This window comes from Hydrogenophaga sp. GW101-3F08 (assembly GCF_059424585.1).
This window is the reverse complement of sequence record NZ_JBWKZP010000002.1, coordinates 32,116-54,815: the sequence shown is the minus strand read 5'-3', so window position 1 is coordinate 54,815 and position 22,700 is coordinate 32,116. Positions and strand designations below refer to the sequence as shown.

Here is a 22,700-nt window from a genome sequence, read left to right as displayed (position 1 = left end):
TACCGGCATGTCCTCGCATCGCCCCATCCCTCCTGCCCAAGCCTCCCGCCCCCTCGTCCTCGGCTCCACATCCCGCTACCGGCGCGAGTTGCTCGCGCGCCTCGGGTTGCCTTTCGATGTCGCCAGTCCCCTGGTCGACGAAACGCCCCTGCCCGGCGAAAAGCCCGCCGATCTGGCGATGCGACTGGCGCTGGCCAAGGCCCGCGAGGTGGCGCGGCGTCATCCCCACGCGGTGGTCATTGGCTGCGATCAGGTGGCCGACCTGCACGGCGAGCCGCTGGGCAAACCCGGCACCCACGAGCGCGCCGTGACCCAATTGCAGCGCATGCGCGGCGAAACGGTCATTTTTCAGACCGCGTTGGCCGTGGTCTGCCAGGACTCCGGTTTTGAGCAGAGCGACATCGCGGCCGTGCGCGTGGTCTTCCGCCAGCTCGATGACGACGAGATCGAACACTACCTGCGTGTGGAGCAGCCCTACGACTGCGCCGGTAGCGCCAAGAGCGAAGGACTGGGCATAGCCTTGCTGGAACGCATCGACAACGACGACCCCACCGCACTGGTGGGTCTGCCGCTCATCCGCACCTGTCGCATGATCCGCGCTGCCGGGGTGCAGGTCCTGTGAAAACCGGCACCACCCCACCGGGCACGCTGTACCTCGTGCCCACGCCGCTGGACTTTGGAACGACGCCCCCCGACCCCGGACCAGCAACCACGACCTCGCCCAGCCAGTGGTTGCCAACACAGACCCTGGCCGTCGCCAGCCGACTCACCCACTGGATCACCGAAAACGCCAAAAGCACACGCGCCTTTCTCAAACGCGTGGATACCGTCGTTGGGCTCGGGGCACCGTTGCAGGCACAGCAGATCACCGAACTGCCACGCGTGGCGCATAAAAAGGGGGACCATGCGCCACAGGCCGACGGCGAGGCCCAGGCCCGTGCGCTGCTGGCCCCGGCCCTGAGCGGCCACGACATCGGTCTGGTCAGCGAAGCCGGCATGCCAGCCATCGCCGACCCGGGCAGTTCCATCGTGCGCGCGGCGCATGCCATGGGCATAAGGGTGGTACCGCTGACTGGCCCGGTCTCTCTCGTGCTTGCGCTGGCCAGCAGCGGCCTGAACGGGCAGAGTTTCGCGTTTGTGGGTTACGTTCCGCAGGAAGCGAGCGAGCGCGCCAGGCGCTTGCGCGAACTGGAGGCCTTGGCGCTCAAGACCGGACAAACGCAGATCTTCATCGAGACCCCCTACCGCAACACCGCTCTGCTCCAAACCGTCTTGCAAACTTTGCACCCGCACACCCGATTGGCCGTGTGCTGCGGGCTCACGCTGCCGCAGGAGGTGACCCGCAGCGCACTGGTGGGTGACTGGAAAAAACGGGCCCTTGGCGACGGACTGCCGCTGGAGGCCCCTGCGGTATTTCTGATCGGTCGCTGAATCAGCGGCTGTGAGGAATGCCGGCTGCGAACCGGTTCAGGCCAGGGCCTTCTGCATGTGCGCGCGCACCGCCGTGCTCAACTCACTGTTGGCCAGCGCCAGGTCGATCGTGGCCTCCAGGAAACCTTCCTTGCTACCGCAGTCGTAACGCGTACCGTCATAGCGGAACGCAAAGACCTTTTCGGTTCCGATCAGGGCGGCAATGCCATCGGTCAACTGGATTTCGCCACCCGCACCCCGTGGCTGGCGGCGAATGCTGTCAAACACCGCCGGCGTGAGGATGTAGCGTCCGGCCACCGCCAGTGTCGACGGTGCGACTTCTGGCAATGGCTTTTCAACCATGCCAAAAACTTCCGCCACATTTCCGCTGGCGCCCCTCACATCCACCACGCCGTAGCGGCGGGTCTCCGAGCGAGGCACGTCCTGCACCGCCAGCACCGTGCCCGGGTCGCGGTCGTAGGCCTGCACCATCTGCTGCAACACGGTCGGCCCGCCCCTGGCCTGGTCCCTGCCCATCATCAAATCGTCCGCCAGCAACACGGCAAACGGCTCGTCGCCAACCAGCCGCTCCGCGCACAACACCGCATGGCCCAGACCCAAAGCGCGCGGTTGACGCACGTACACGCAGTCCATGTCGTCGGGTTTGATGGCATGCACCAGTTCCAGCAGCGCACGCTTGTTACCCGCCTCGAGCTCGGCCTCCAGCTCGTAGGCGGTGTCAAAGTGGTCTTCGATCGCTCGCTTGTGGCGCCCCGTCACGAAGATCATTTCCCGGATACCCGCCGCATACGCTTCTTCCACCGCGTACTGGATCAGCGGTTTGTCGACCACGGGCAGCATCTCTTTGGGAATGGCTTTGGTGGCGGGCAAAAAACGGGTACCCATGCCCCCAACGGGAAAAACAGCTTTTTGAATCTTCATTGACGTTTCCAGACTTTGTTGTGTTCAACCATGCCCACCGTAGCGGACGCGAAACCGGCTCAGTCCCTTGAAAAATGGGGCAACCCATCCAGGCAAAGAGCCTTCCTGTCGGCATCCGATCTTGCGAAGCCCTGACCAGCGCAATGGACTCCACGAACCGTGCGCAGTTCCGCGCGAGAGATTTGGTTACTTGAGTTGCACCCCGGCGGAACGCGCCGCCATGAAGATGCCCTGGCCCATGCTGGCGCCGAGCTGCCTGGCCAGACGCAGACCGACATTTTCGCGCTGCGTGTAGTCCACGATGTCTTTCGCCTTGACAATCTCGCGCGCCACGGAATCCAGGCTGCCCAGCCCATCGGCCAGGCCCAGGGCCACCGCCTGCTGACCACTCCAGACCAGACCACTGAAGGTGTCGGGCGACTCCTTGAGGCGATCCCCCCGGCCGCTTTTCACCACGGCAATGAACTGTGCGTGAATCTCGGCCAGCATGCCCTGGATATAGGCACGCTGTGCTTCGTCCTGTGGGCTGAACGGGTCCAGCATGGCCTTGTTGGTGCCAGCCGTCATCAGGCGGCGCTCGATGCCGAGCTTCTCCATCAAGCCAGTGAAGCCAAAGCCGTCCATGAGAACGCCAATGCTGCCAACCAGACTGGCCTTGTCCACATAGATGCCGTCGGCGGCGGCCGCGATGTAGTACGCGGCCGAGGCACAAGTCTCTTCCACAACGGCATAGACCTTTTTCTGGTGCAAGGCCTTGAGACGTGTGATTTCGTCGTTGACGATGCCGGCCTGCACCGGACTGCCACCGGGGGAATCGATCAGCAAGACCACCGCCTGTGCGCCCTGGTCTTCGAAGGCGGAGCGCAAGGACGCGATCACGTTTTCCGCACTGGCTTCGGCGTCCGATGCAATCTCGCCCCGGATCTCGATCACCGCCGTGTGGGGCGTGCTCACGGACGCACCAACGCTGTTCGCGCTGTAAACCATCCAGGCGATGAAGCCAAAGAACGCCAGCCACAGCAGGCGCGAGAACAGCCTCCAGCGCCGCGCGGCCTGCTGCTCCCGGATGGTGGCGAAAACCAGCTTTTCGAGGGTCGCACGCTCCCAGGCCACACCCTTGCCCTGGTCCACACTGGAGCCCGTGGGCAGACCCATGTCGTCGTCGTTCATGTTCAAGAGGCTCTCAGAATTCAACAGGTTTGAGGTTGTATTGTGACCGCCAATGCACGACGCCATCGCGCTCGACCAGCGCGATCTTGATCAGGCCACCCCGACACGGCCCACCTTGACACTCACCGGTATCGGGCTGGTAGATGGCACCATGCGTCGCGCAAAGCAGCCAGCGACCACTGTCATCGAAGAAGCGCTCTGGCTGCCAGTCCATTTCCATGGCCACGTGGGCACAGCGGTTGAGGTAGGCATGGACCTGCCCCTTGAAGCGGATGGCAAACGCGCGACAGGTCTGCCCCGCATACACGACGTCAAAGGAAACCGCCCGGCCTCCGTCGACGAGATCGCCGCTGCCACAGAGCGGGAAAACCGGATCGCTGTCCAAAGATGGCATGCCGTCGCCAGACTCAGGCGTTGGCACTGAGCCAGTCGTGCAGCTCGCGCACCGAATGCGCGACATGCAACGGGGCCAGCGCGCCAAACGCTTCGGACCCGTGAGCCCCATAGCTCACACCAATGCTCGCACACCCCGCATTGAGCGCCATCTGCAGATCGTGGGTGGTGTCGCCAATCATCAAAGTGCGTTCGGGTGCGACGTCAAACTCGCGCATGAGTTCGTGCAACATGACCGGACTGGGCTTGCCTGCGGTTTCATCGGCCGTGCGCGAACCATCAAACAGCCCCTGCAGCTCCACGGCTCGCAAGGCCTCGTTGAGTCCGCTTCGGCTCTTTCCCGTGGCCACCGTCAACCAGTGGTGCCGGCTCTTGAGTTCGGACAGCAGAGGCAACACACCTTCAAAGAGACTGATGTCGTGTTGACGCGCCAGGTAGTGGTGGCGGTAACGCTCCCCAAGCTGCGCGTATTTCTCGCGTGGCACATCGGGCGCCGCATGGGCCAGCGCCTGCATGAGCCCCATGCCGATAACGTAGCTGGCGGCCTGATCACTGGGCACGGTTCCACCGACGTCGCGCACAGCCGCCTGAATGCAGCGCGTGATGATGGCGGTGGAGTCAAAAAGGGTGCCATCCCAGTCAAAGGCAATGAGATCAAATTGGCGCGGGCGCATGGTTTCGGGGTGAACGGTGGATGCCCTGCATTATCAGCGCCACCCCCCAAACCCCTCGGGCGACAACGGCTCAGCCACAAGACAAAGGGCACCCGAAGGTGCCCTTGGCGGGGACGGCGGTGGTTCCGTCAGATACGAAAATCTTCGATGCTCTTGCCCGAAGCCAGCACGGCGCGCACCCATTCGGGTTTGCGCCCCGGGCCACCGGCCCACAGTTCGCCATTGGGACCGCGGTACTTGGCCGGGGCACTGGACTTGGACTTGCCTGCCTTCTTGCCACCCGTGGCGCCGCCCAGGTCGGCCACCGTGATGCCAAATTGTTTCATTTTGGCCTTGATGTCGGCAATGACAGCGGACAGTTCATCCTTGCGTGCCTGTTCGGCTTGCGCCATCAGGGATTGAGCCTGCGCCATGAGTTCGGAATAGCTTGCCATTGAGTTTCCTTGTTTGTGTTAACCGTTATTTGCAGTTCAGCATCCCAACGATGCTATGCACCATTGTAATGCCTATTTTTCAACCTGCATCCATTTTTCAAGCTCCGGGGGCAATTCAATTTGTAACTCCAATGGCGCCCCGGAGACCGGATGCGACAGCCGGAGCCGCCAGGCGTGGAGAAACATGCGCTTGAGCCCCGATCTGCTCAATAGTCGATTGAGTTCGAAATCACCGTACTTGTCATCGCCTGCAATCGGATATCCCGCCGTGGCCAGGTGCACCCGGATCTGGTGCGTGCGTCCCGTCTTGATGGTGACTTCCAGGAGACTGAACCCATCGGGCGATGCGGCTTCAAGACCCGCAGGTGCTGGGATATGCCGAGCCACCTTGACCAAGGTGAGCGATCGCATGCCATCCGGATCGTCCTTGCCCACCACTTTGACGCGCCGCTCGCCATCGGCCAGCAGGTATTTGTGCAGGGGCTGGTCCAGCACCTTGAGGTTGGCGGGCCAGTTGCCTTTGACGAGCGCCAGATAGGTTTTGCCGGTTTCGCGTTCACGAAACTGATCCTGCAATGCCTTGAGCGCGCTTTTCTTTTTGGCGATCAACAGGATGCCACTGGTTTCCCGGTCCAACCGGTGCACCAATTCGAGCAGACGGGCCTGCGGTCGTGCCTGCCGCATTTGTTCGATCACACCAAAGCTGACACCACTGCCACCATGCACCGCCACGCCGGCGGGTTTGTCGATGGCCATGAATGCATCGTCTTCGTACACCACGGGGAATTCGCGCGCCGGAGCGGGATTGGCGGCCTTTTCTTCAGCGCGTTCGGACAACCGAATGGGGGGAATGCGCAACACGTCGCCCGCAACCACTCTGTCGTCCGCGCCCACCCGTCCCTTGTTGCGCCGCACTTCGCCCGATCGGATGATGCGGTAGATGTGGGTCTTGGGCACCCCTTTGAGAACCCGGATGAGGAAATTGTCGAGCCGCTGACCTGCCGACTCTTCGTCGACGGTGAGGTATTGGACGGCCACGGGGGCCACAGTGGAAGACTTGAAACTCAAGGAAGTGTCGCCAGAAATTCGGGCCCCACGAACCGAAGGAGCGCACTATAATGTGCTGCGCCAGTCGTGTGCTGTAAGTGATTGATTTGCTTGAGTTTAAGGCAGTCACCGCCAGCAGGCCTCCCCGCTTTGAATACCTGGGAGCCGATTGGACAATCGTTGCCACCCGCCGCACCCGGACTTGGCTGCCGCCCCCGAAGCACTTTTTGAAGAGGCCGGGTGCCGCGCCGGTCAGGTGGAAGCTGCGGGCGAACCCGTCAGAAAACTGCGAACCCGAATACGGAATACCCCAATTGCCCAGCCCCGCTTCAGAGACGCCAAAAGGCGCTTCAAAAACCGGCTGGGTGAGGATGAAGTGAAGCCAGAGACATCACCGGCAAGATTCATGTCCCAGACAGCCATCAAGCCCTCCCTGTTCACCCAAGTCCACGCGCCTACGCCCTGACCCGGCGTTCGACGTGGTGCGCCACCGGCGTGCCCGACCTTTCGAACGCTCTGCCTGCATCCCTGGTGAAGCCAGGTGGCAGCGGGTCATTGGCTCTCCGGCAATTCCTCCCCGTTTGCGCTTTTCCGCTGGTTCACGGCAGGTCGGTGCCTGGGTCTGTCCCGGTGCCATGTCAGTGTCAGTGAAAAGGAAAACGCATCATGAAACGGATGTTGATCAACGCCACGCAGGCCGAAGAGCGCCGCCTGGCGATCGTGGACGGGCAAAAACTGCTCGACTACGAAATCGAAATCGAAGGGCGCGAACAGCGCAAGGGCAACATCTACAAGGCGGTGGTGACGCGCGTCGAACCCTCGCTGGAAGCCTGCTTCGTCGACTACGGCGAAGAGCGCCACGGTTTCCTGCCATTCAAGGAAATTTCGCGCCAGTATTTCGCCGCCGGTGTGCCCGTCAACCAGGCGCGCATCAACGACGTGATCAAGGAAGGCCAGGAACTGCTGGTCCAGGTGGAAAAGGAAGAGCGCGGCAACAAGGGCGCGGCACTGACCACCTTCGTCAGCCTGGCCGGCCGCTATGTGGTGCTGATGCCCAACAACCCGCGCGGGGGCGGTGTGAGCCGTCGCATCGAAGGCGAAGACCGCCAGGATCTCAAGGCCGCGCTCGACCAGCTGGAATACCCCAACGGCATGAGCATCATCGCGCGCACCGCCGGTATCGGCCGTGAAGCGCCCGAGCTGCAGTGGGACCTGAACTACCTGCTCAAGCTGTGGAACGCCATCGACGGCGCTGCCAAGGGTGGCAAGGGCGCCTACCTGATCTACCAGGAATCCAGCCTGGTGATCCGTGCCATCCGCGACTACTTCAACAGCGACATCGGTGAGATCCTGATCGACACCGACGACATCTTCGAGCAGGCGCACCAGTTCATGAGCCACGTGATGCCCGAGCATGGGCACCGTGTGAAGCGCTACCGCGACGACGCACCGCTGTTCTCGCGCTTCCAGATCGAACACCAGATCGAGACCGCCTACAGCCGCACGGTGAATCTGCCTTCGGGTGGTGCCATCGTGATCGACCAGACCGAAGCGCTGGTGGCGGTGGACGTGAACTCGGCGCGCGCCATCAAGGGCGGCGACATCGAAGAGACCGCCACCCGCACCAACCTCGAAGCCGCCGACGAAGTGGCGCGCCAGGCCCGCCTGCGCGACCTCGGCGGCCTGATCGTGATCGACTTCATCGACATGGAAGAGTCGAAGAACCGCCGCGAAGTGGAAAACCGCCTGCGCGACGCGCTGCGCCAGGACCGTGCCCGTGTGCAGTTCGGTGCCATCAGCAAGTTCGGCCTGCTTGAAATGAGCCGCCAGCGTCTGAAGCCCATGCTCAGCGAAGGCTCGTCCATCCCCTGCCCGCGCTGCGGTGGCTCGGGCCACATCCGCGACACCGAGAGCTCGGCGCTGCAGATCCTGCGCATCATCCAGGAAGAATCGCTCAAGGACAGCACGGCCGCCGTGCTGGTGCAGGTGCCGGTTGAAGTGGCCAGCTTCCTGCTCAACGAGAAGCGCACCGAGATCACCAAGATCGAACTCAAGCAGCGCATCAACGTGCTGCTGGTGCCCAACAAGTCGCTGGACACCCCCAACTACAAGCTCGAACGCCTCAAGCACGACGACCCGCGTCTGGACAACCTGGATGCCAGTTACAAGCTGGCCGACGAGGTGGACGACGTGGCCAGCTTCACGCGCCGCAGCCAGGAACGCACCAACAAGCAGGAGCCGGTGATCAAGGGCGTGCTGCCCGACGGTCCCGCTCCCGTGGCAGCCCCCAAGCCGGAAGTGCCTGTGGCTGCAGCCCCCGTGGCCCCAGCGCCTGTGGCACCCGCGGCCAAGGCCCCGGCACCGGCCGAAAAGGGTTTCTTTGGCTGGCTCAAGAGCCTGTTTGGTGGCGCCTCGGAACCGACTCCAGCGGTTACCGAGAAGCCCGCCGTGGCACCGGCCGCCAAGGCCGGAGACCGCGAACAGCGCCCCGATGGTCGCCGTGATGGCGGCCGCGACGGCCGCGGCCGTGGAGGTCGCAACGGTGCCGAGGGCCGCACCCCGCGCGAAGGCCGTGAAGGTGGCCGCGGTGGACGCGGTGGCGAAGGCCGCGGCGTGGAAGGCCGCCCGGAAAGCCGTGAGGGTCGCGAAGGTGGCCGCAACGGCGAACGCCGTGGCGAGGGCCGGGTAGAGGGTCGCGGCGAAGGCCGTGGTGAAGCACGCGGTGAATCCCGTGGCGAGGGCCGCAACGGTGGCCGCCGGGACAACCGCCGCGAGGCCGCGCCGGTCGACGCCGTGCAAGGCGCTGAACAGCTGCTGAACGCCGCACCGACCGCGGGCACCGAAACGCCTGAAGCAGCCGAAGCCCAGCGGCGCGAACGCCGCCCACGCAACGACAACCGCCGCCGCCCACAGGAGGGCACCGATGCGGCGCCGCAAGGTCTGAACGAAGCCGCCGCCCAGCGCGTGGAACAGGACGCTCAGGCCAATGCCGAAGCTTCGGCACCCACTGCCGAAGGCGGTGATGCCGACAACGGTGGCCAGCGCGTGCCCCGTGAACGCCGCAGCCGCGACCGCTATGGCCGTGACCGCCGCGAACGTGCTCCGCGCGATGCCGCCGCGCCGGAAGGCGACGACGGCACCGCTTCGAGCGCCCCGGTGAACCCGAGCGAGGACGCCGTGTCCGAGGCTCCGGTGCGCAGCAGCTACTTCAGCCTGCCGGTGGAGCCCAACCCCGCCCAGGCCGTCGTGGCACCGGTGGTGGAGGTGGTTGAACCCGTGGTCGAACCGGTTCCCGTGCTGGCCGCCGCGCCGGCGCCCCGCCCGGTGCCCGCCCCCGTGGCACGCAGCAGCGCTGCTCCCGCTCCTGCGGCGGCTCCCGTGGCCCGTGGCCTGCCCAAGGTGCAGCCGTTCACGGTGTCGATCGACGAGCTGAATCAGGTGGCTCATGCCAGCGGTCTGGAGTGGATCAACTCCAACGCCGACAAGGTGGCCCAGGTGCAAGCGGCCATTGCCGCCGAACCCAAGCCGATCCATGTGCCGCGCGAGATCAAGCCGGTGGTGCTGCCCGACGACGGTCCGCTGGTGCTGGTGGAGACGCGCAAGGACCTGCGCAACATGCCACTGCCGTTCGAAACCCAGTGAGTCCCCGCCCTGCTGCGGCAGGGCGCCCCGCTCTCAACAAAAAAACGCCGGTCGAATCGACCGGCGTTTTTTTGTGCCCCATGAAAACCCGGCGCGGATGCCCGGACCGTGCTCAGCACCGGGCGTGCGCCCAGTGCGATCGATCAGTTCAGCAAAGCGGCCTTTTTCCAGGCCCCCTGCGCGGTGGCCTCGTCGCCCCGTTCTTCGGCCAGCAGGGCCAAGGCACACCAGGTGCGGCGCAGCAGGGTGGGCTCAAGCAGGCTGTGGCTCGCCTGACCCAGCAACTGGGCGGCCTTGCCCCAGAGCTGGCGCTGCATGCAGGCCTGCCCGGCGAGGTATTGCAGGTAGGCGTTGTTGGGCAACTGGCGCTGGGCCTGCTCCAGGCGTGCCAACCAGGTGGCGTCGAGCTGGGGGAGGCCCGGTTCCAGTGCCAGCACCAGCTGGCGCTGCTGTCCTGCATCCAGGGCCTCGAACCCCTGCCACACCGGATCCAGCCAGGTCCGGGCCAGGTCCGCGGCCTGCACACGGTCGGACTCGCCGACCAACGGATCGGTCACCAGTTGGTTGGCGCGTTGCGCAGCCGCCAGCGCCAGTTCGGGCACAGCGTGCTCGCTGGCGTCCAGCCCGTTCCAGACCTCCTGCAACTGCGGCAGGTCGTGCGCCTCGTGCAAGGCATCGAGCACCAGCCCTCGCACGATGCTGCGCGAAGCCTCGGGCGAAAACGCACGGTGCTTGGCCAACAGGCGCGCTGTTTCCAGCGCTTCGGCGGTGGCCCCACCGAGCCGCGCGACACGCAGCTTCAGGCGCAGCGCCTGGGTGCGACGCGCCGCGCCCTGCGGCAGTTCGGCCAGGCGGCTGCGCGCGGCATCGTAGTCGCGGTCTTCCACCGCCCAGCGCACGGCGCGCAACAGCGCGCCTTCGACGGCCTCGGGCGCACTGCGAGTCAGTCTGGGGTGCAGTGCGGCCTGCAGGTTGGTATCGCGCCGTTCGCGGTTCTGCAGCGACTGCGCACTCTCGGCCAACAACAGATGCGCCAGCAATTGCAGCTGATCACGCCGGGGCCAGGAGGCCGATGTGGCGGATTTCAGCTGGTCCAGCGCCTGCTGGGCCGCCGCCTGAGCCCGCACGAACCGGCCCGACAGCTGGAGCGACAAGGCGTCCATCACGGCGCCCACCACCGCCCGCTCGATCTGCTGGCTGCGCCAGCGCTGCGCCTGCGCGGGCAGGTCGCGCAGGGCTCCGAAAGCCCGCAGGGCCAGGTGCAAGAGCACAAAGCCCGCGACCAAGGCAAACAACACGAAGTTGAAGGAAACGTCGAAACGGTAGGGCGGCCAGAAGAGCGTGAGCGTGGCCGCGTTGTGTCCGACCAGCAGGGCCAGCGCCACGGCCAGCGTGGCCAACCCGAGCAGCCAGAACACACTGCGCATGGCCCCGCCCTGTCGTTTGCCGGTCATCAGCGCCCTCCGGCGGCAGCGGCCAGCGCGGCCAGGGTTTCGTCGGGACGCGGCAACTCGTTGTCCACGAGGTCCTTGCGCAGTTGCGCGAGCGCGCTCCGCGCGTCCCCCACCAGCGGCGAGGTGGTTTCGAAATAGCGTGCCAGGGCCACCTCCACCGCCTTCACATCGGCCTGACTCGACGTGAGGTGTCGGGCCAGCAGGCCCAGGCGGGCGTTGAGCAATTTGAGCTTGAGGTTTTCGCGCAGGAAAAACGCCTGTTCGGGCGCCATCAGGGCGGCTTCCGGGCGGTCGATGCGACTGACGCGCACCAGTTCGCGCCCACTGCGCGTGACGTCGGCCCAGATGCGGGCCCAGAGGGACTGCCAGGCCAGCGACACCCGGTCCCAGCCCTGGCTCGGCGCATCGCCATCGGAGGACGGCAAGACCTCGGTCGATGCGGTCGCGGTGGCATCGCTGCCCGCCACGCTTGCCGCGGGAGCCGCTGGCTTCTCTGGCGCCGCTTTGCCCGCCTTGGGCGCGGCGCTTTTGGCTGCCCCCGCCACACGGGCGCGAGGCCCCACCTCGTTGAGGACCGGCCATTCATCCACTTGGCGCGCCAGTTCGTCCAGCCGCAGGACCAAGCCAGGAATGTCGGCCAGCGGGGCCTTCTGGATGCGGTCGATGTCCCGCGCAATGGCGCGCTGCACCGGGTTCAGACGGGGTTGGGCCGCGCGAGCGATGCGCTGGTCGGCCGCCTGCAGCGCGGAGATCAGCGGCTGGGCCGTGCCGGTGAGCTGGGCCTGCTGCTGCGCCAAGCGCAGCGCCGACTCCAGGTCCTGGACCAGGTTGTCGTCGCGCGAACGCGAGAGCGTGAGCATCAGCTCTTCGAGCTGGCTGCGCTGCAGGCTCACCTCGGACAGGCGCACCTCGGCCACCGCCAGCCGGGCCTGCAGCTCCTGCGTCAGGGCCTCGGCCTGCGCGGCCAATCGGCGCGCGTCCGCGGCCTGCGTTGCGCTGTCCTGGCTGCGCCGCGCAAGTTCCTGCTGGGTGGACCCGAGCTTTTCCCACAACAGGCCACTCATGATCAATGCCAGGGTCGCCAGCACCATGGCCAGCACCGCCGCCCAGCGACCGGAGCGCGGTGCCGCAGCCACCGGTACCGCGGTGGGCATCACCGGGGCCGCGCCGCCTGCGGCGGAAGGCGCGGAAAGAGGGGTATCGGGTTGGGTCTGGCTCATGGGCGGCTCCAGTTCGATTCTAGAGTGCGCAGCACGTCGGGCAGGGCCGGGCGGGTTTCCATCACCCGGCCAAAGCCGATCGCGCGCGCGGTGGCCGCGATGCGGGGGTGCGTGGCCAGCGCTGCCGCGCTTGACCAGTCCTGTTCGGGTGCGGCGGCGTGCAGGTGCTCCAGCGCCTCCGAACTGCTGAACAGCCAGACGCTGCCGGCGGCGCTGGCGGCGTCGACCTGTGCACGTTGGACACTGTCCCACAGCGGCGCATGGCGCTCGTAAGCCACGCAGGCGTCCACCCGGGCGCCCGCGGCTTCACAGCGGCGGATCAGCCAGTCACGGCCGTTGCCGGCCAGCGCACCAGCGCCCGGCTCGGCTGGCGCATCCGGGGACGCGCCACGCACGATCAACACCAGGGCGCCGCCACGCAGCTGCGGCGCGACCACCGGCCACAGGGCCTCGGAATCGAACTGCGCCGCATCGGCCGGCGGGGCGTCGATCTGCGCGGCCCCCAGGCCCAGCGGCGCCAGCGCCTGGGCGAGCACGCGCGCGGTACCGGGCCCCGGGGCCCAGAACCGGGTGTGCATTGCGTCGGGCGCTCGCGCGGGCATGGCCGGCGACCAGAAGTGGCCGACCGCGGCGGCGCTGACGAACATGATGGCGTCGGCCTCAAACCAATGGGCCCGCCAGTGCGCCAGCGTGGCCAGCTGCGCCGGGTCGTGGGGATCGGTGATCTCGATCAGCGGCAGGGCCTGCGCCGGCCAGCCCTGGGCCCTCAGGGCCTCCACCCAGACAGCGGCCTCCGACGCGGGCCGCGTGACGATGAGCCGCTCCAGCGGGCTCGCCTCGGGCCGCTGGACGGGTGCCGCGGTCAAGGCTTCAAACCTCCACGGCGGGGGGCTGAGCACCGGCCGCACGCAGGGCCTCGGCCACACGCTGGCCCAGAGCCTCGGCCTGCGCCAGACCGTGCACCGGAGCCTGCTCGCTCACCCGCACCACACCTTGCAGGCCGTCGGGGTCGCCCCAGGCGGCGTCGAGCCGCAGCTGGCCCGACTCGGCCGCTTCCCACTGGGCATAGGCCGCCAGCGGCATGGAGCAACTGCCGCCCATGGCACGCGACACCGTGCGCTCGGCCGCCACGCGGTACCAGGTGGGCAGGTGCACCAGCGGCGCCAGTGCCTCGATGAGATCGGGCCGGTCGGCCCGCACCTCGATGCCCAGCGCGCCCTGCCCGGCGGCGGGCAAGGAATCGGCGGGTTCAAAAACGTGGCGGATGCGCCCGGACAAGCCCAGGCGCTTGAGGCCGGCGGCGGCCAGCACGATGGCGTGGTATTGGCCTTCGTCGAGCTTGCGCAGGCGGGTGTCCAGATTGCCGCGCAGCGGCTCGATGCGCACGTCGGCACGGCCAAGCGCGTCGAGCGCTTCACGCAACAGCACCAGACGGCGCAGGCTGGAGGTGCCCACCACCGCGCCCTGGGGCAGCTCGGCCAGCGAAGCGCACGCCGAAGACACCCAGGCGTCGCGCGGGTCCTCGCGCTCCATCACGCAGGCCAGCACGAAACCCTCGGGCAGGTCCATCGGGACGTCCTTGAGCGAATGCACGGCCATGTCGGCACGCCCCTCTTCAAGAGCCACCTCCAGCTCTTTCACGAAGAGCCCCTTGCCACCCACCTTGGACAGGCTGCGGTCCAGGATCTGGTCGCCCTTGGTGGTCATGCCCAGCAGGTTCACCCGGTGCCCCCGTTGCTCCAGCAGCGCCTTGACGTGCTCGGCCTGCCACAAGGCGAGACGGCTTTCCCGGGTGGCGATGGTGATGGACAGCGCGGGGGGGGTGTTTGAAATCGACACGGCGAAGGATCACAAAAGATCATGCCCGTAGGGGGCGTTTCCGTACCCGCTTGGTAACGGGAAGGGCAACTTTGGATGCTAGCATGGCCGCTGCCAAAAATATCAGCAACCCCCACCCGACACGCCCGCCATGAGCCGATCGCCTGCCCGTCCCGTCGCCGCACTCCCCGTCACCCGTCCCACCGCCACACGGAGTGCATCGCGCGCCGACAAGGACCAGCCGCTGATCGACGACATCCGCCTGCTCGGGCGCATTCTGGGCGACGTGATCCGCGAACAGGAAGGACAGGCCGCCTTCGATCTGATTGAACAGATCCGCCAGCTCTCGGTGGCGTTCCGGCGCCACGCCGACCAGTCGGCCGACAAGTCGCTCAAGAAGCTGCTCAAAGGCCTCAGCGGCGACCAGACCGTGAGCGTAATCCGCGCCTTCACCTACTTCAGCCACCTGGCCAACCTGGCCGAGGACCGGCACCACATCCGGCGCCGCGCCGTGCACGAGCGGGCCGGCGATCTGCAAGAAGGCAGCCTGGCCATGACGCTGCAGCGGTTGAAAAAAGCCGGCATCGCGCCGGACCAGATCGTGCAGACGCTCGCGCAGGCCCACATTTCGCCGGTGCTCACCGCCCACCCCACCGAAGTGCAGCGCAAGAGCATCCTGGATGCCGAGCGCGCCATCGCCCATCTGCTGGCCGAACGCGAACACCTGCTGCCGCGCGACCAGGCCGATTTCGACGCCCAGCTGCGCGCCCACGTGACCCAGCTCTGGCAAACCCGTCTGCTGCGCTTCACCAAGCTGACCGTGGCCGACGAGATCGAAAACGCCCTCAGCTATTACCAGGCCACCTTTCTGACGCAGATCCCCCGCATCTACCGCGACCTGGAAGAGGGCCTGGGCGACAGCGTGGCGCCGTTCCTGCGCATGGGCCAGTGGATCGGCGGCGACCGCGACGGCAACCCCAACGTCACGGCCCAGACGCTGGAGCTCGCCCTGCACAGCCAGGCCGAACTGGTGTTGCGCCACCACCTGACCCAGGTGCACCTCCTGGGCGCCGAGCTGTCCGTGTCGGCCATGCTGGCGCGGGTCAGCCCTGAGATGCAGGCGCTGGCCGAACGATCGCCCGACACCAACGCGCACCGCCAGGACGAACCCTACCGCCGCGCCCTCACCGGCATGTACGCCCGCCTGGCCGCCACGCTGCAACAGCTGACCGGCGGCGAGGCCGCACGCCACGCCGTGGCACCGCAGCAGCCCTACGGCAACGCCGGTGAGTTCCTGGCCGACCTGCGCACCATCGAAGCCTCGCTGGAGGCGAACCACGGCGCGGCCCTGGCACGCGCGCGCCTGCACCCCCTGATCCGCACCGTCGAGGTGTTCGGCTTTCATCTGGCCACCATCGACCTGCGCCAGAGCTCGGACCAGCACGAGGCGGTGGTGGCCGAGCTGCTGGCCACGGCGCGCATCGAGCCGCACTATGGGCAGCTGGACGAAGTCGGCAAACGCGCCCTGCTGCTGCGCCAGCTCAACGACGCGCGGCCGCTGCGCGTGCCGGGCGCGGCCTACTCGGCCCACACCCTGGGCGAGCTGGCGATCTTCGAGAACGCCCGCAGCGGGCGCGAGCGCTTTGGCGCGCAGGCCATCCGCCACTGCATCATCAGCCACACCGAAACCGTGAGCGATCTGCTGGAGGTGCTGGTGCTGCAGAAAGAAGCCGGCCTGATGCGCGGCCTGCTGCAGGAAGACGCGCGCTGCGACCTGATCGTGGTGCCGCTGTTCGAGACCATCGAAGACCTGCGCAACGCCGCGCCCATCATGCGCGACTACTACGCCCTGCCGGGCGTGCGCGCCATGGTGCAGCGGGGCGCGACCGACGGATACAGCGAGCAAGACATCATGCTTGGCTACTCCGACAGCAACAAGGACGGCGGCATCTTCACCAGCAACTGGGAGCTCTACCGCGCCGAGACCGATCTGGTCGAACTGTTCGATGCGCTGAACCTGGACGCACCACAGAAAATCGGCCTGCGCATGTTCCACGGGCGTGGCGGCACCGTGGGGCGCGGCGGTGGCCCGAGCTACCAGGCCATCCTGGCCCAGCCCCCCGGCACGGTGCGTGGCCAGATCCGGCTGACCGAACAGGGCGAGGTGATCGGCTCCAAATACGCCAACCCGGAGATCGGCCGGCGCAACCTGGAAACCCTGGTGGCCGCCACCCTCGAAGCCACGCTGCTGCAACCCACGCGCAACGCCCCCAAGGCCTTTCTGGACGCCGCGGCCGAACTCTCGACCGCCAGCATGTCGGCCTACCGCGCGCTGGTGTACGACACCCCGCGTTTCGCCGAGTATTTCTTCGCCGCCACGCCGATCCGAGAGATCGCCGAGCTCAACATCGGCTCGCGCCCGGCCTCGCGCAAAGCCACACAGAAGATCGAAGACCTGCGCGCCATTCCCTGGGGGTTCAGCTGGGGCCAGTGTCGCCTGACGCTGCCCGGCTGGTACGGCTTTGGTTCGGCCGTGCAGACCTTTCTACACCGCGACGGCCCCCAGGGCGTGGCGAAACAGAAGGCCCTGCTGCAGAAGATGGTGAAACAGTGGCCTTTCTTCAGCACCCTGCTCTCCAACATGGACATGGTGCTGGCCAAGAGCGACCTGGCCCTGGCCTCGCGCTATGCCGAACTGGTGCCCGACAAACGCCTGCGCACCAAGGTCTTCACCGCCATCGAAGCCGAATGGCACCGCACCGCCGACGCGCTTTCGCTGATCACGGGCGAGAAACACCGGCTGGTGAACAACGCGGCGCTGCAGCGCTCCATGCGCCACCGCTTCCCCTACATCGACCCGCTGCACCACCTGCAGGTGGAGCTGGTGCGGCGCTACCGCGCGGGGGAAAACCAGGCCGATCGCGACGAAAAGGTGCGCCGCGGCATCCACATCTCCATCAACGGCATTGCCGCGGGGCTGCGGAACACGGGGTAACCCCCCCACGCCAGCCCCCCAACAAGGGCCCCCCCCCCCCCCCGCGGCCGGGCGAAACCCGTTCCGCGATGTTCCGGGTGGCAGTCACCTCATTCGTTTCAGGTTTTGCTTCTCAGGCCAGCACGGTGATCTGGTCAACCCTAAAATGGATCGGTGACCCACATGCTCAACGCCGACCTCCACTGCCATTCCATCGTCTCTGATGGCACCCTCACGCCCGAGGCGCTCGCGCAGCGCGCCCAGGCCAACGGGGTCGAGCTCTGGTCGCTGACCGACCACGACGAAATCGGCGGCCAGGCCCGCGCCCTGGCCGCCGCCCAGGCGTTGGGGCTGCGCTACATCACGGGTGCCGAGGTGTCGGTCACCTTCGCCGGCACCACGGTTCACATCGTTGGGCTGGGCATGGACCCGGACCACCCCGGACTGGTGAACGGTCTGCGCGCCACGCGCGGGGGACGCGAGCAGCGCGCCCGCGCCATGAGCGACGACCTGGCCCGCGTGGGCATAGCCGGCGCCTACGAAGGCGCCCTGAAATACGTGGACAACCCCGAGCTCATCTCACGCACCCACTTCGCGCGCTACCTGGTGGAAGCGGGTGTGTGCCGCGACACCAACGAGGTGTTCCGCAAGTTCATCACCGAAGGCAAACCCGGCTTCGTGCCACACCGCTGGGCCTCGCTGGGTGATGCGGTGGGCTGGATCACGCAGGCCGGCGGCATGGCGGTGATTGCCCACCCGGGGCGCTACAAGCTCACCGCCAACGAAGAGTTCGCCCTCTTCACCGAATTCAAGTCGCACGGCGGCCAGGGCGTGGAGGTGGTGACCGGGGCCCACGGCCAGGCCGACTACGTGAAGTACGCCGGTTATTGCCACGAGTTCGGTCTGGCGGCCTCCCGCGGCAGCGATTTCCACAGCCCCGAAGAGAGCCACACCGATCTGGGCAAGCTGCCCGACCTGCCCGGCAGCGTCACGCCGGTGTGGGAGCTGCTGCAGTCGCGCATCCACTGATGGACGCGCCATCGTCCCCGCGCGGGAACGCGCACGCGATGTTGGGCATCGTGTTTCTGGTCAGCGCCACGGCCTGCTTCGCCGTGCTCGACACGGCCGTCAAGTACGTCGGGGCCTTCGTCTCGGTGCTGATCGCGGTCTGGTTCCGCTACACCTTCCAGGCGGTCGCGGTCACGGCCGTCATGCTGCCGATGCGTGGGCGCTCGCTGCTGCGCACGGCACACCCGCGCTTTCAGCTGCTGCGAGGGGCCTTGTTGCTGCTGGTCAGCGTGCTGTCGTTCATCAGCGTGCAATACATGCCGGTGGGCGAGTTCACGGCCATCGTCATGATCACCCCCCTGGTGGTCACGCTGCTGGCGGCGCTGCTGCTGAAGGAGCGCGTGAGCGCCCTGCGCTGGGTGCTGGTCACCGGTGGATTCGTCGGCGCCCTGCTGGTGGTGCAGCCCGGCGGCGACGTGATCGGCTGGGCCAGCCTGCTGCCGCTGCTGATGGTGTTCACCTACGCCTGGTTCCAGATCCTCACCAGCCAGATGGCGCGCACCGAAGACCCCATGACCATGCACTTCTACACCGGCTGGGTCGGCGCGCTGCTGGCCAGCGTGGCGCTGCCCCTGGCCTGGCAGGCCCTGCCCGACGCGCGGACCTTCGCCCTGCTGTGCCTGGTCGGCCTGATGGGCACGGTGGGCCATTTCCTGCTGATCCTGGCCTTTGCGCGCACCCGGGCCTCCACACTCACGCCCTACCTGTACGCGCAGATCGGTTTTGCCATGTTCTGCGGCTGGCTGGTGTTTGACCACGTCCCTGGCCGGCTCGAACTCGCCGGCATCGCCATGATCGTCTTGTGCGGCGCCAGCGCGAGCTGGCTGACCGCGCGCGACCAGCGCCTGCCGGTGGAACAGCCCGAGGCCTGAGCGCGCCTCACCAGCCCGGCGACACCGAAGCACGACGCGGTGAGCCTCGTCACAATACGGGCATGTCCCAGTATTTCGAAGTCCATCCCGACAACCCGCAGCCGCGTCTGCTCAAGCAGGCGGTGCAACTGCTGGAGCGCGGCGGCGTGCTCGCCGTGCCCACCGATTCGAGCTACGCCCTGGTCTGCCACCTCGATGACAAGGCCGCGGCCGACCGGCTGCGCCGCATCCGCCAGGTGGACGACAAGCACCACCTGACCCTGCTGTGCCGCGACCTGAGCGAACTCGCCAGCTATGCCAAGGTGGACAACCGCCAATACCGCCTGCTCAAGCTCGCCACGCCCGGTCCCTACACCTTCATCCTGGAGGCCAGCAAGGAAGTACCCCGGCGCCTGAGCCATCCGTCGCGCAAGACGATCGGCCTGCGCGTGCCGCGGCACCACAGCCTGCTGGCGCTGCTCGAACTGCACAACGGCGCGCTGCTCGCCACGACCCTGATCCCTCCGGGCGAAACCGCGCCGCTGAACGATGCACAAGAGATCCGCGAACGCTTCGAACACGACATCGCGGGGGTGATCGACGCAGGCGCCTGCGCGCTTGAACCGACCACCGTGATCGACCTCACCCCCATGGGCACCGGCGGCGAGCCCGAGGTGGTGCGCATCGGCCAGGGCGCCCTCGACCCCCTGGGCCTCTGAAAGCCGCCAGCCGGTCGCGCCAGCGACCCCGGCCCCAGGCCGGCCACGTCCATCTGGGACAATAGCGCTTTGCCCGCCACCCGCCATGGATTTCGCCCAGATCGTCCAAGCCATCGCCATCAACGCGCTGCCTCTGCTGTTTGCCATCACCCTGCATGAAGCAGCGCACGGCTACGCGGCACGCCATTTCGGCGACAACACGGCCTACGTTCAGGGCCGCATCTCCCTCAATCCGCTCAAGCACATCGATCCGGTGGGCACCATCCTCATGCCGGTGCTCCTGTACTTCGCCACCTCCGGCGCCTTCATGTTCGGTTATGCCAAACCGGTCCCCGTCAACTTCGGCCAACTGCGCAACCCGAAACGGGACATGGTCTGGGTTGCACTGGCAGGTCCGGGCGCCAACCTGATCCAGGCCATCGCCTGGTTTGTCCTGGGTCTGGTGCTTGCCTCCCTGGGAGTCGTCGAACCCTATTTCCACCTCGTTTGCCAGGCTGGCGTGATGTGGAACCTGGTGATGTACGCCTTCAACCTTTTCCCACTGCCACCGCTTGATGGGGGGCGCATTCTGGTGGGTCTGTTGCCCTGGAAGCAGGCCGTCGCCGTCTCGCGCATAGAGCCCTGGGGCTTCTTCATCGTGATGGCCCTGGTGATCACGGGGCTGGTGGCGACCTATTGGCTCTACCCGCTGATCAACCTCACTTATGGCGCCATCCGCCTGCTGCTCACCCCGCTGAGCCTTTTGCTGTCCTGATTGAGCTTCTCCCACCATGAGCATCCAACGCGTCCTCACCGGCATCACCACCTCGGGCACGCCCCACCTGGGCAACTACGTGGGCTCCGTGCGTCCCTCCGTGCGCATGAGCCTGCAACCCGATGTGCACAGCTACTATTTCCTGGCCGACTACCACGCCCTCATCAAGGTCGGCGACCCGGCGCGCGTGCAGCGCTCCACGCTGGAAATCGCCGCCACCTGGCTGGCCTGCGGCCTGGACCCGGAGAAGGTCACTTTCTACCGCCAGTCCGACATTCCCGAAATCCCCGAGCTCACGTGGCTGCTGACCTGCGTGACCGGCAAAGGTGTGCTCAACCGCGCCCACGCCTACAAGGCCTCGGTGGACAAGAACACCGCCGCCGGCGTCGACCCCGATGCGGGTGTGACCGCCGGCCTCTTCATGTACCCGGTGCTGATGGCGGCCGACATCCTGATGTTCAATGCCCACCAGGTGCCGGTGGGCCGCGACCAGATCCAACACATCGAGATGGCGCGCGACATGGCGGCCAGCTTCAACCACCTGTACGGCGAACACTTCACGCTGCCCGAAGCCGCCATCGAGGACCATGTGGCCACCCTGCCCGGGCTGGACGGCCGCAAGATGAGCAAGAGCTACGACAACACCATCCCGCTGTTCGTGCCGCGCGACCAGCTGCGCAAACTCATCATGGGCATCGTGACCGACTCGCGCGCGCCCGGCGAACCCAAGGACATCGAAGGCTCGGCGCTGTTCCAGCTCTACCAGGCTTTTGCCTCGACGGAAGAAACCGCCGCGCTGGCCCAGGCCTACGCCAACGGCATTGCCTGGGGCGATGCCAAACAGATGCTGTTCGAACGGCTGGACCAGGAGATCGCCCCCTTGCGCGCGGTGTACGACGAACTGATCCAGAACCCGGCACAGATTGAAAAGACCCTCAAAGCGGGTGCCGAGAAGGCCCGCACCGTGGCCACCCCATTCACGGCCCGGCTGCGCCACGCCGTGGGCCTGCGCCGGCTGGACGCCGTGCCAGCCACCGGCAAGGCATCCAAGGCCGGCAAGGTCGCTGCCCCCAGCTTCAAGCAATACCGCGAAGCGGACGGACAGTTCTACTTCAAGCTGCTGGACGCCAAAGGGCTGTTGCTGCTGCAGAGCACCGGATTTGCCTCGCCCAAAGACGCCGCGCAGACCATCGCCCGGCTGCAGCAGGGTGGCAGCGTGGTGCTGCCCGAGCTGCAGGCGTGCCTGAGCCTGCACGCCGATACCCAAGCCGTGAGCGAGGCGCTTGACCATTTCGCCCACCCCGCGGACTGAGGCTGGCGAGGTGTGGGTGGCGAATGCGCCCCCCTGCGGCGGTTGCGCCTCGGCCTAGCGCCGCCTCGGGCTCAAAAAGCCAAAAACAAGGGCAGCATCCGGACACTATTCGCTATCGCCAAACCCCTGCAATGCCGATATGCTGTCACACTGAAACCAATTATCTACAGCACACCCCGCCATGAGTATTTTTGTCATTGACGATCACCCGCTGATGCGCGAAGCCGTCGTCATGCTATTGCGCCGCCTGCGTGCATCCACCCAGGTGATCGAATTGGAACGCCTCGCCTCGGTGAGCAAGGCGATCACCGAACACGGCGAGCCCGAACTGGTGTGCCTGGACCTCAAGCTGCCCGACACCAATGGGGTTTCGGGCGTGCGTGAAATACGGCAGATGCTGCCCGACACCTCGCTCATCGTGCTGTCGGCCTCCCCCGCCTCCGATTACGAAGATCTGGCCCGTGAAGCAGGTGCCGACGCCTATGTGGAAAAATCCGCCGGCGCGGCCCAGATTGGCAAGGTGCTGCGCGAGTTCCTGGCCGACGAGGTCGAAGACGAGAACGCGCCCACCATTCCCGAAAAACTGTCCAAGCGGCAGAAACAGCTGCTGGTTATGCTCGACCGGGGCCTGAGCAACCGCGACATCGCCGAACAGCTGCAGATCAGCGAACACACCGTCAAGGTGCACCTGTGGCGCCTGTTCAGGCGCCTCAACGTCAAGAGCCGCTCGCAAGCCAGCCATCTGGCGCGTACCGCAGGCCTGCTGGACCTCTGAGACGGCGGCGGCCTGAAGAGGGCCGTGCGCCTGACCCCCTGCC

The 22,700-nt window shown here is 66.6% G+C and carries 20 protein-coding genes; 10 read left to right on the top strand and 10 right to left on the bottom strand.

What is annotated here, in order from left to right:
• Positions 1 to 7: 7 nt before the first annotated feature.
• Positions 8 to 622 (top strand): Maf family protein, encoded by a 615-nt coding sequence (locus AC07YZ_RS05795; protein ID WP_226494091.1) that lies wholly within the window; start codon positions 8 to 10, stop codon positions 620 to 622.
• Positions 619 to 1,431, top strand: coding sequence for an SAM-dependent methyltransferase (locus tag AC07YZ_RS05790; protein WP_494794074.1), 813 nt, complete (start codon positions 619 to 621; stop codon positions 1,429 to 1,431). The genes AC07YZ_RS05795 and AC07YZ_RS05790 overlap by 4 nt, the downstream gene beginning before the upstream one ends.
• A 36-nt stretch (positions 1,432 to 1,467) precedes the next feature.
• Here AC07YZ_RS05790 and galU read toward each other — a convergent pair whose 3' ends face one another.
• The 6 genes from galU to AC07YZ_RS05760 form a co-directional block, all read right to left on the bottom strand.
• Positions 1,468 to 2,352, bottom strand: a complete 885-nt coding sequence (gene galU, locus AC07YZ_RS05785; protein ID WP_226494092.1) for a UTP--glucose-1-phosphate uridylyltransferase GalU — start codon at positions 2,350 to 2,352, stop codon at positions 1,468 to 1,470.
• A 186-nt stretch (positions 2,353 to 2,538) separates the two neighbouring features.
• Positions 2,539 to 3,522, bottom strand: a complete 984-nt coding sequence (locus AC07YZ_RS05780) for a S49 family peptidase (protein WP_494794073.1) — start codon at positions 3,520 to 3,522, stop codon at positions 2,539 to 2,541.
• Between the two features lie 13 nt (positions 3,523 to 3,535).
• The gene (locus AC07YZ_RS05775) at positions 3,536 to 3,916 is read right to left on the bottom strand and encodes a Rieske (2Fe-2S) protein (RefSeq protein WP_226494093.1); all 381 of its coding nucleotides are present in this window, start codon (positions 3,914 to 3,916) and stop codon (positions 3,536 to 3,538) included.
• Between the two features lie 13 nt (positions 3,917 to 3,929).
• A complete protein-coding gene (locus AC07YZ_RS05770; RefSeq protein WP_226494094.1) occupies positions 3,930 to 4,589 on the bottom strand; it encodes an HAD family hydrolase in 660 nt (219 codons plus the stop codon).
• 128 nt (positions 4,590 to 4,717) lie between these two features.
• Complete coding sequence (locus tag AC07YZ_RS05765; protein WP_226494095.1) at positions 4,718 to 5,023, bottom strand: H-NS histone family protein; 306 nt, start codon at positions 5,021 to 5,023, stop codon at positions 4,718 to 4,720.
• A 72-nt stretch (positions 5,024 to 5,095) separates the two neighbouring features.
• Positions 5,096 to 6,091, bottom strand: coding sequence for an RluA family pseudouridine synthase (locus tag AC07YZ_RS05760; RefSeq protein WP_226494096.1), 996 nt, complete (start codon positions 6,089 to 6,091; stop codon positions 5,096 to 5,098).
• A gap of 645 nt (positions 6,092 to 6,736) precedes the next feature.
• Between AC07YZ_RS05760 and AC07YZ_RS05755 the strand changes: the two genes are divergently transcribed.
• A complete protein-coding gene (locus AC07YZ_RS05755; RefSeq protein WP_494794072.1) occupies positions 6,737 to 9,712 on the top strand; it encodes an Rne/Rng family ribonuclease in 2,976 nt (991 codons plus the stop codon).
• A 143-nt stretch (positions 9,713 to 9,855) separates the two neighbouring features.
• On the opposite strand, the gene AC07YZ_RS05750 is transcribed toward AC07YZ_RS05755, so the two are convergent.
• The 4 genes from AC07YZ_RS05750 to hemC are packed head-to-tail and all read right to left on the bottom strand — an operon-like array spanning position 9,856 to position 14,219.
• A complete protein-coding gene (locus AC07YZ_RS05750) occupies positions 9,856 to 11,139 on the bottom strand; it encodes a heme biosynthesis HemY N-terminal domain-containing protein (RefSeq protein ID WP_494794556.1) in 1,284 nt (427 codons plus the stop codon).
• Positions 11,140 to 11,165: 26 nt separating this feature from the next.
• Entirely contained in the window at positions 11,166 to 12,386 is a 1,221-nt protein-coding gene (locus AC07YZ_RS05745; protein WP_494794071.1) for a uroporphyrinogen-III C-methyltransferase, read from the bottom strand.
• Complete coding sequence (locus AC07YZ_RS05740) at positions 12,383 to 13,252, bottom strand: uroporphyrinogen-III synthase (protein WP_494794070.1); 870 nt, start codon at positions 13,250 to 13,252, stop codon at positions 12,383 to 12,385. Before AC07YZ_RS05740 ends, AC07YZ_RS05745 begins: the two co-directional genes overlap by 4 nt.
• Before the next feature lie 4 nt (positions 13,253 to 13,256).
• Positions 13,257 to 14,219 (bottom strand): hydroxymethylbilane synthase, encoded by a 963-nt coding sequence (gene hemC / locus AC07YZ_RS05735; protein ID WP_494794555.1) that lies wholly within the window; start codon positions 14,217 to 14,219, stop codon positions 13,257 to 13,259.
• Between the two features lie 136 nt (positions 14,220 to 14,355).
• Here hemC and ppc point away from each other — a divergent pair, with 136 nt between their 5' ends.
• The 7 genes from ppc to AC07YZ_RS05700 all read left to right on the top strand — a co-directional run bounded on the left by ppc (position 14,356) and on the right by AC07YZ_RS05700 (position 22,657).
• Positions 14,356 to 17,199: a phosphoenolpyruvate carboxylase gene (gene ppc / locus AC07YZ_RS05730; protein ID WP_494794069.1), complete on the top strand. Its 2,844-nt coding sequence runs from the start codon at positions 14,356 to 14,358 to the stop codon at positions 17,197 to 17,199.
• A 162-nt stretch (positions 17,200 to 17,361) separates the two neighbouring features.
• On the top strand, positions 17,362 to 18,207 hold the full coding sequence (locus AC07YZ_RS05725) for a 3',5'-nucleoside bisphosphate phosphatase (RefSeq protein WP_226494101.1): 846 nt from the start codon (positions 17,362 to 17,364) through the stop codon (positions 18,205 to 18,207).
• A gap of 38 nt (positions 18,208 to 18,245) precedes the next feature.
• Positions 18,246 to 19,118, top strand: coding sequence for a DMT family transporter (locus AC07YZ_RS05720; RefSeq protein ID WP_494794068.1), 873 nt, complete (start codon positions 18,246 to 18,248; stop codon positions 19,116 to 19,118).
• 62 nt (positions 19,119 to 19,180) lie between these two features.
• The gene (locus AC07YZ_RS05715; RefSeq protein ID WP_226494103.1) at positions 19,181 to 19,816 is read left to right on the top strand and encodes an L-threonylcarbamoyladenylate synthase; all 636 of its coding nucleotides are present in this window, start codon (positions 19,181 to 19,183) and stop codon (positions 19,814 to 19,816) included.
• 85 nt (positions 19,817 to 19,901) lie between these two features.
• Positions 19,902 to 20,570, top strand: coding sequence for a site-2 protease family protein (locus AC07YZ_RS05710; RefSeq protein ID WP_494794067.1), 669 nt, complete (start codon positions 19,902 to 19,904; stop codon positions 20,568 to 20,570).
• Between the two features lie 16 nt (positions 20,571 to 20,586).
• Positions 20,587 to 21,882: a tryptophan--tRNA ligase gene (locus tag AC07YZ_RS05705; protein ID WP_226494105.1), complete on the top strand. Its 1,296-nt coding sequence runs from the start codon at positions 20,587 to 20,589 to the stop codon at positions 21,880 to 21,882.
• A 181-nt stretch (positions 21,883 to 22,063) separates the two neighbouring features.
• The gene (locus AC07YZ_RS05700; RefSeq protein ID WP_226494106.1) at positions 22,064 to 22,657 is read left to right on the top strand and encodes a LuxR C-terminal-related transcriptional regulator; all 594 of its coding nucleotides are present in this window, start codon (positions 22,064 to 22,066) and stop codon (positions 22,655 to 22,657) included.
• Positions 22,658 to 22,700: the final 43 nt, after the last annotated feature.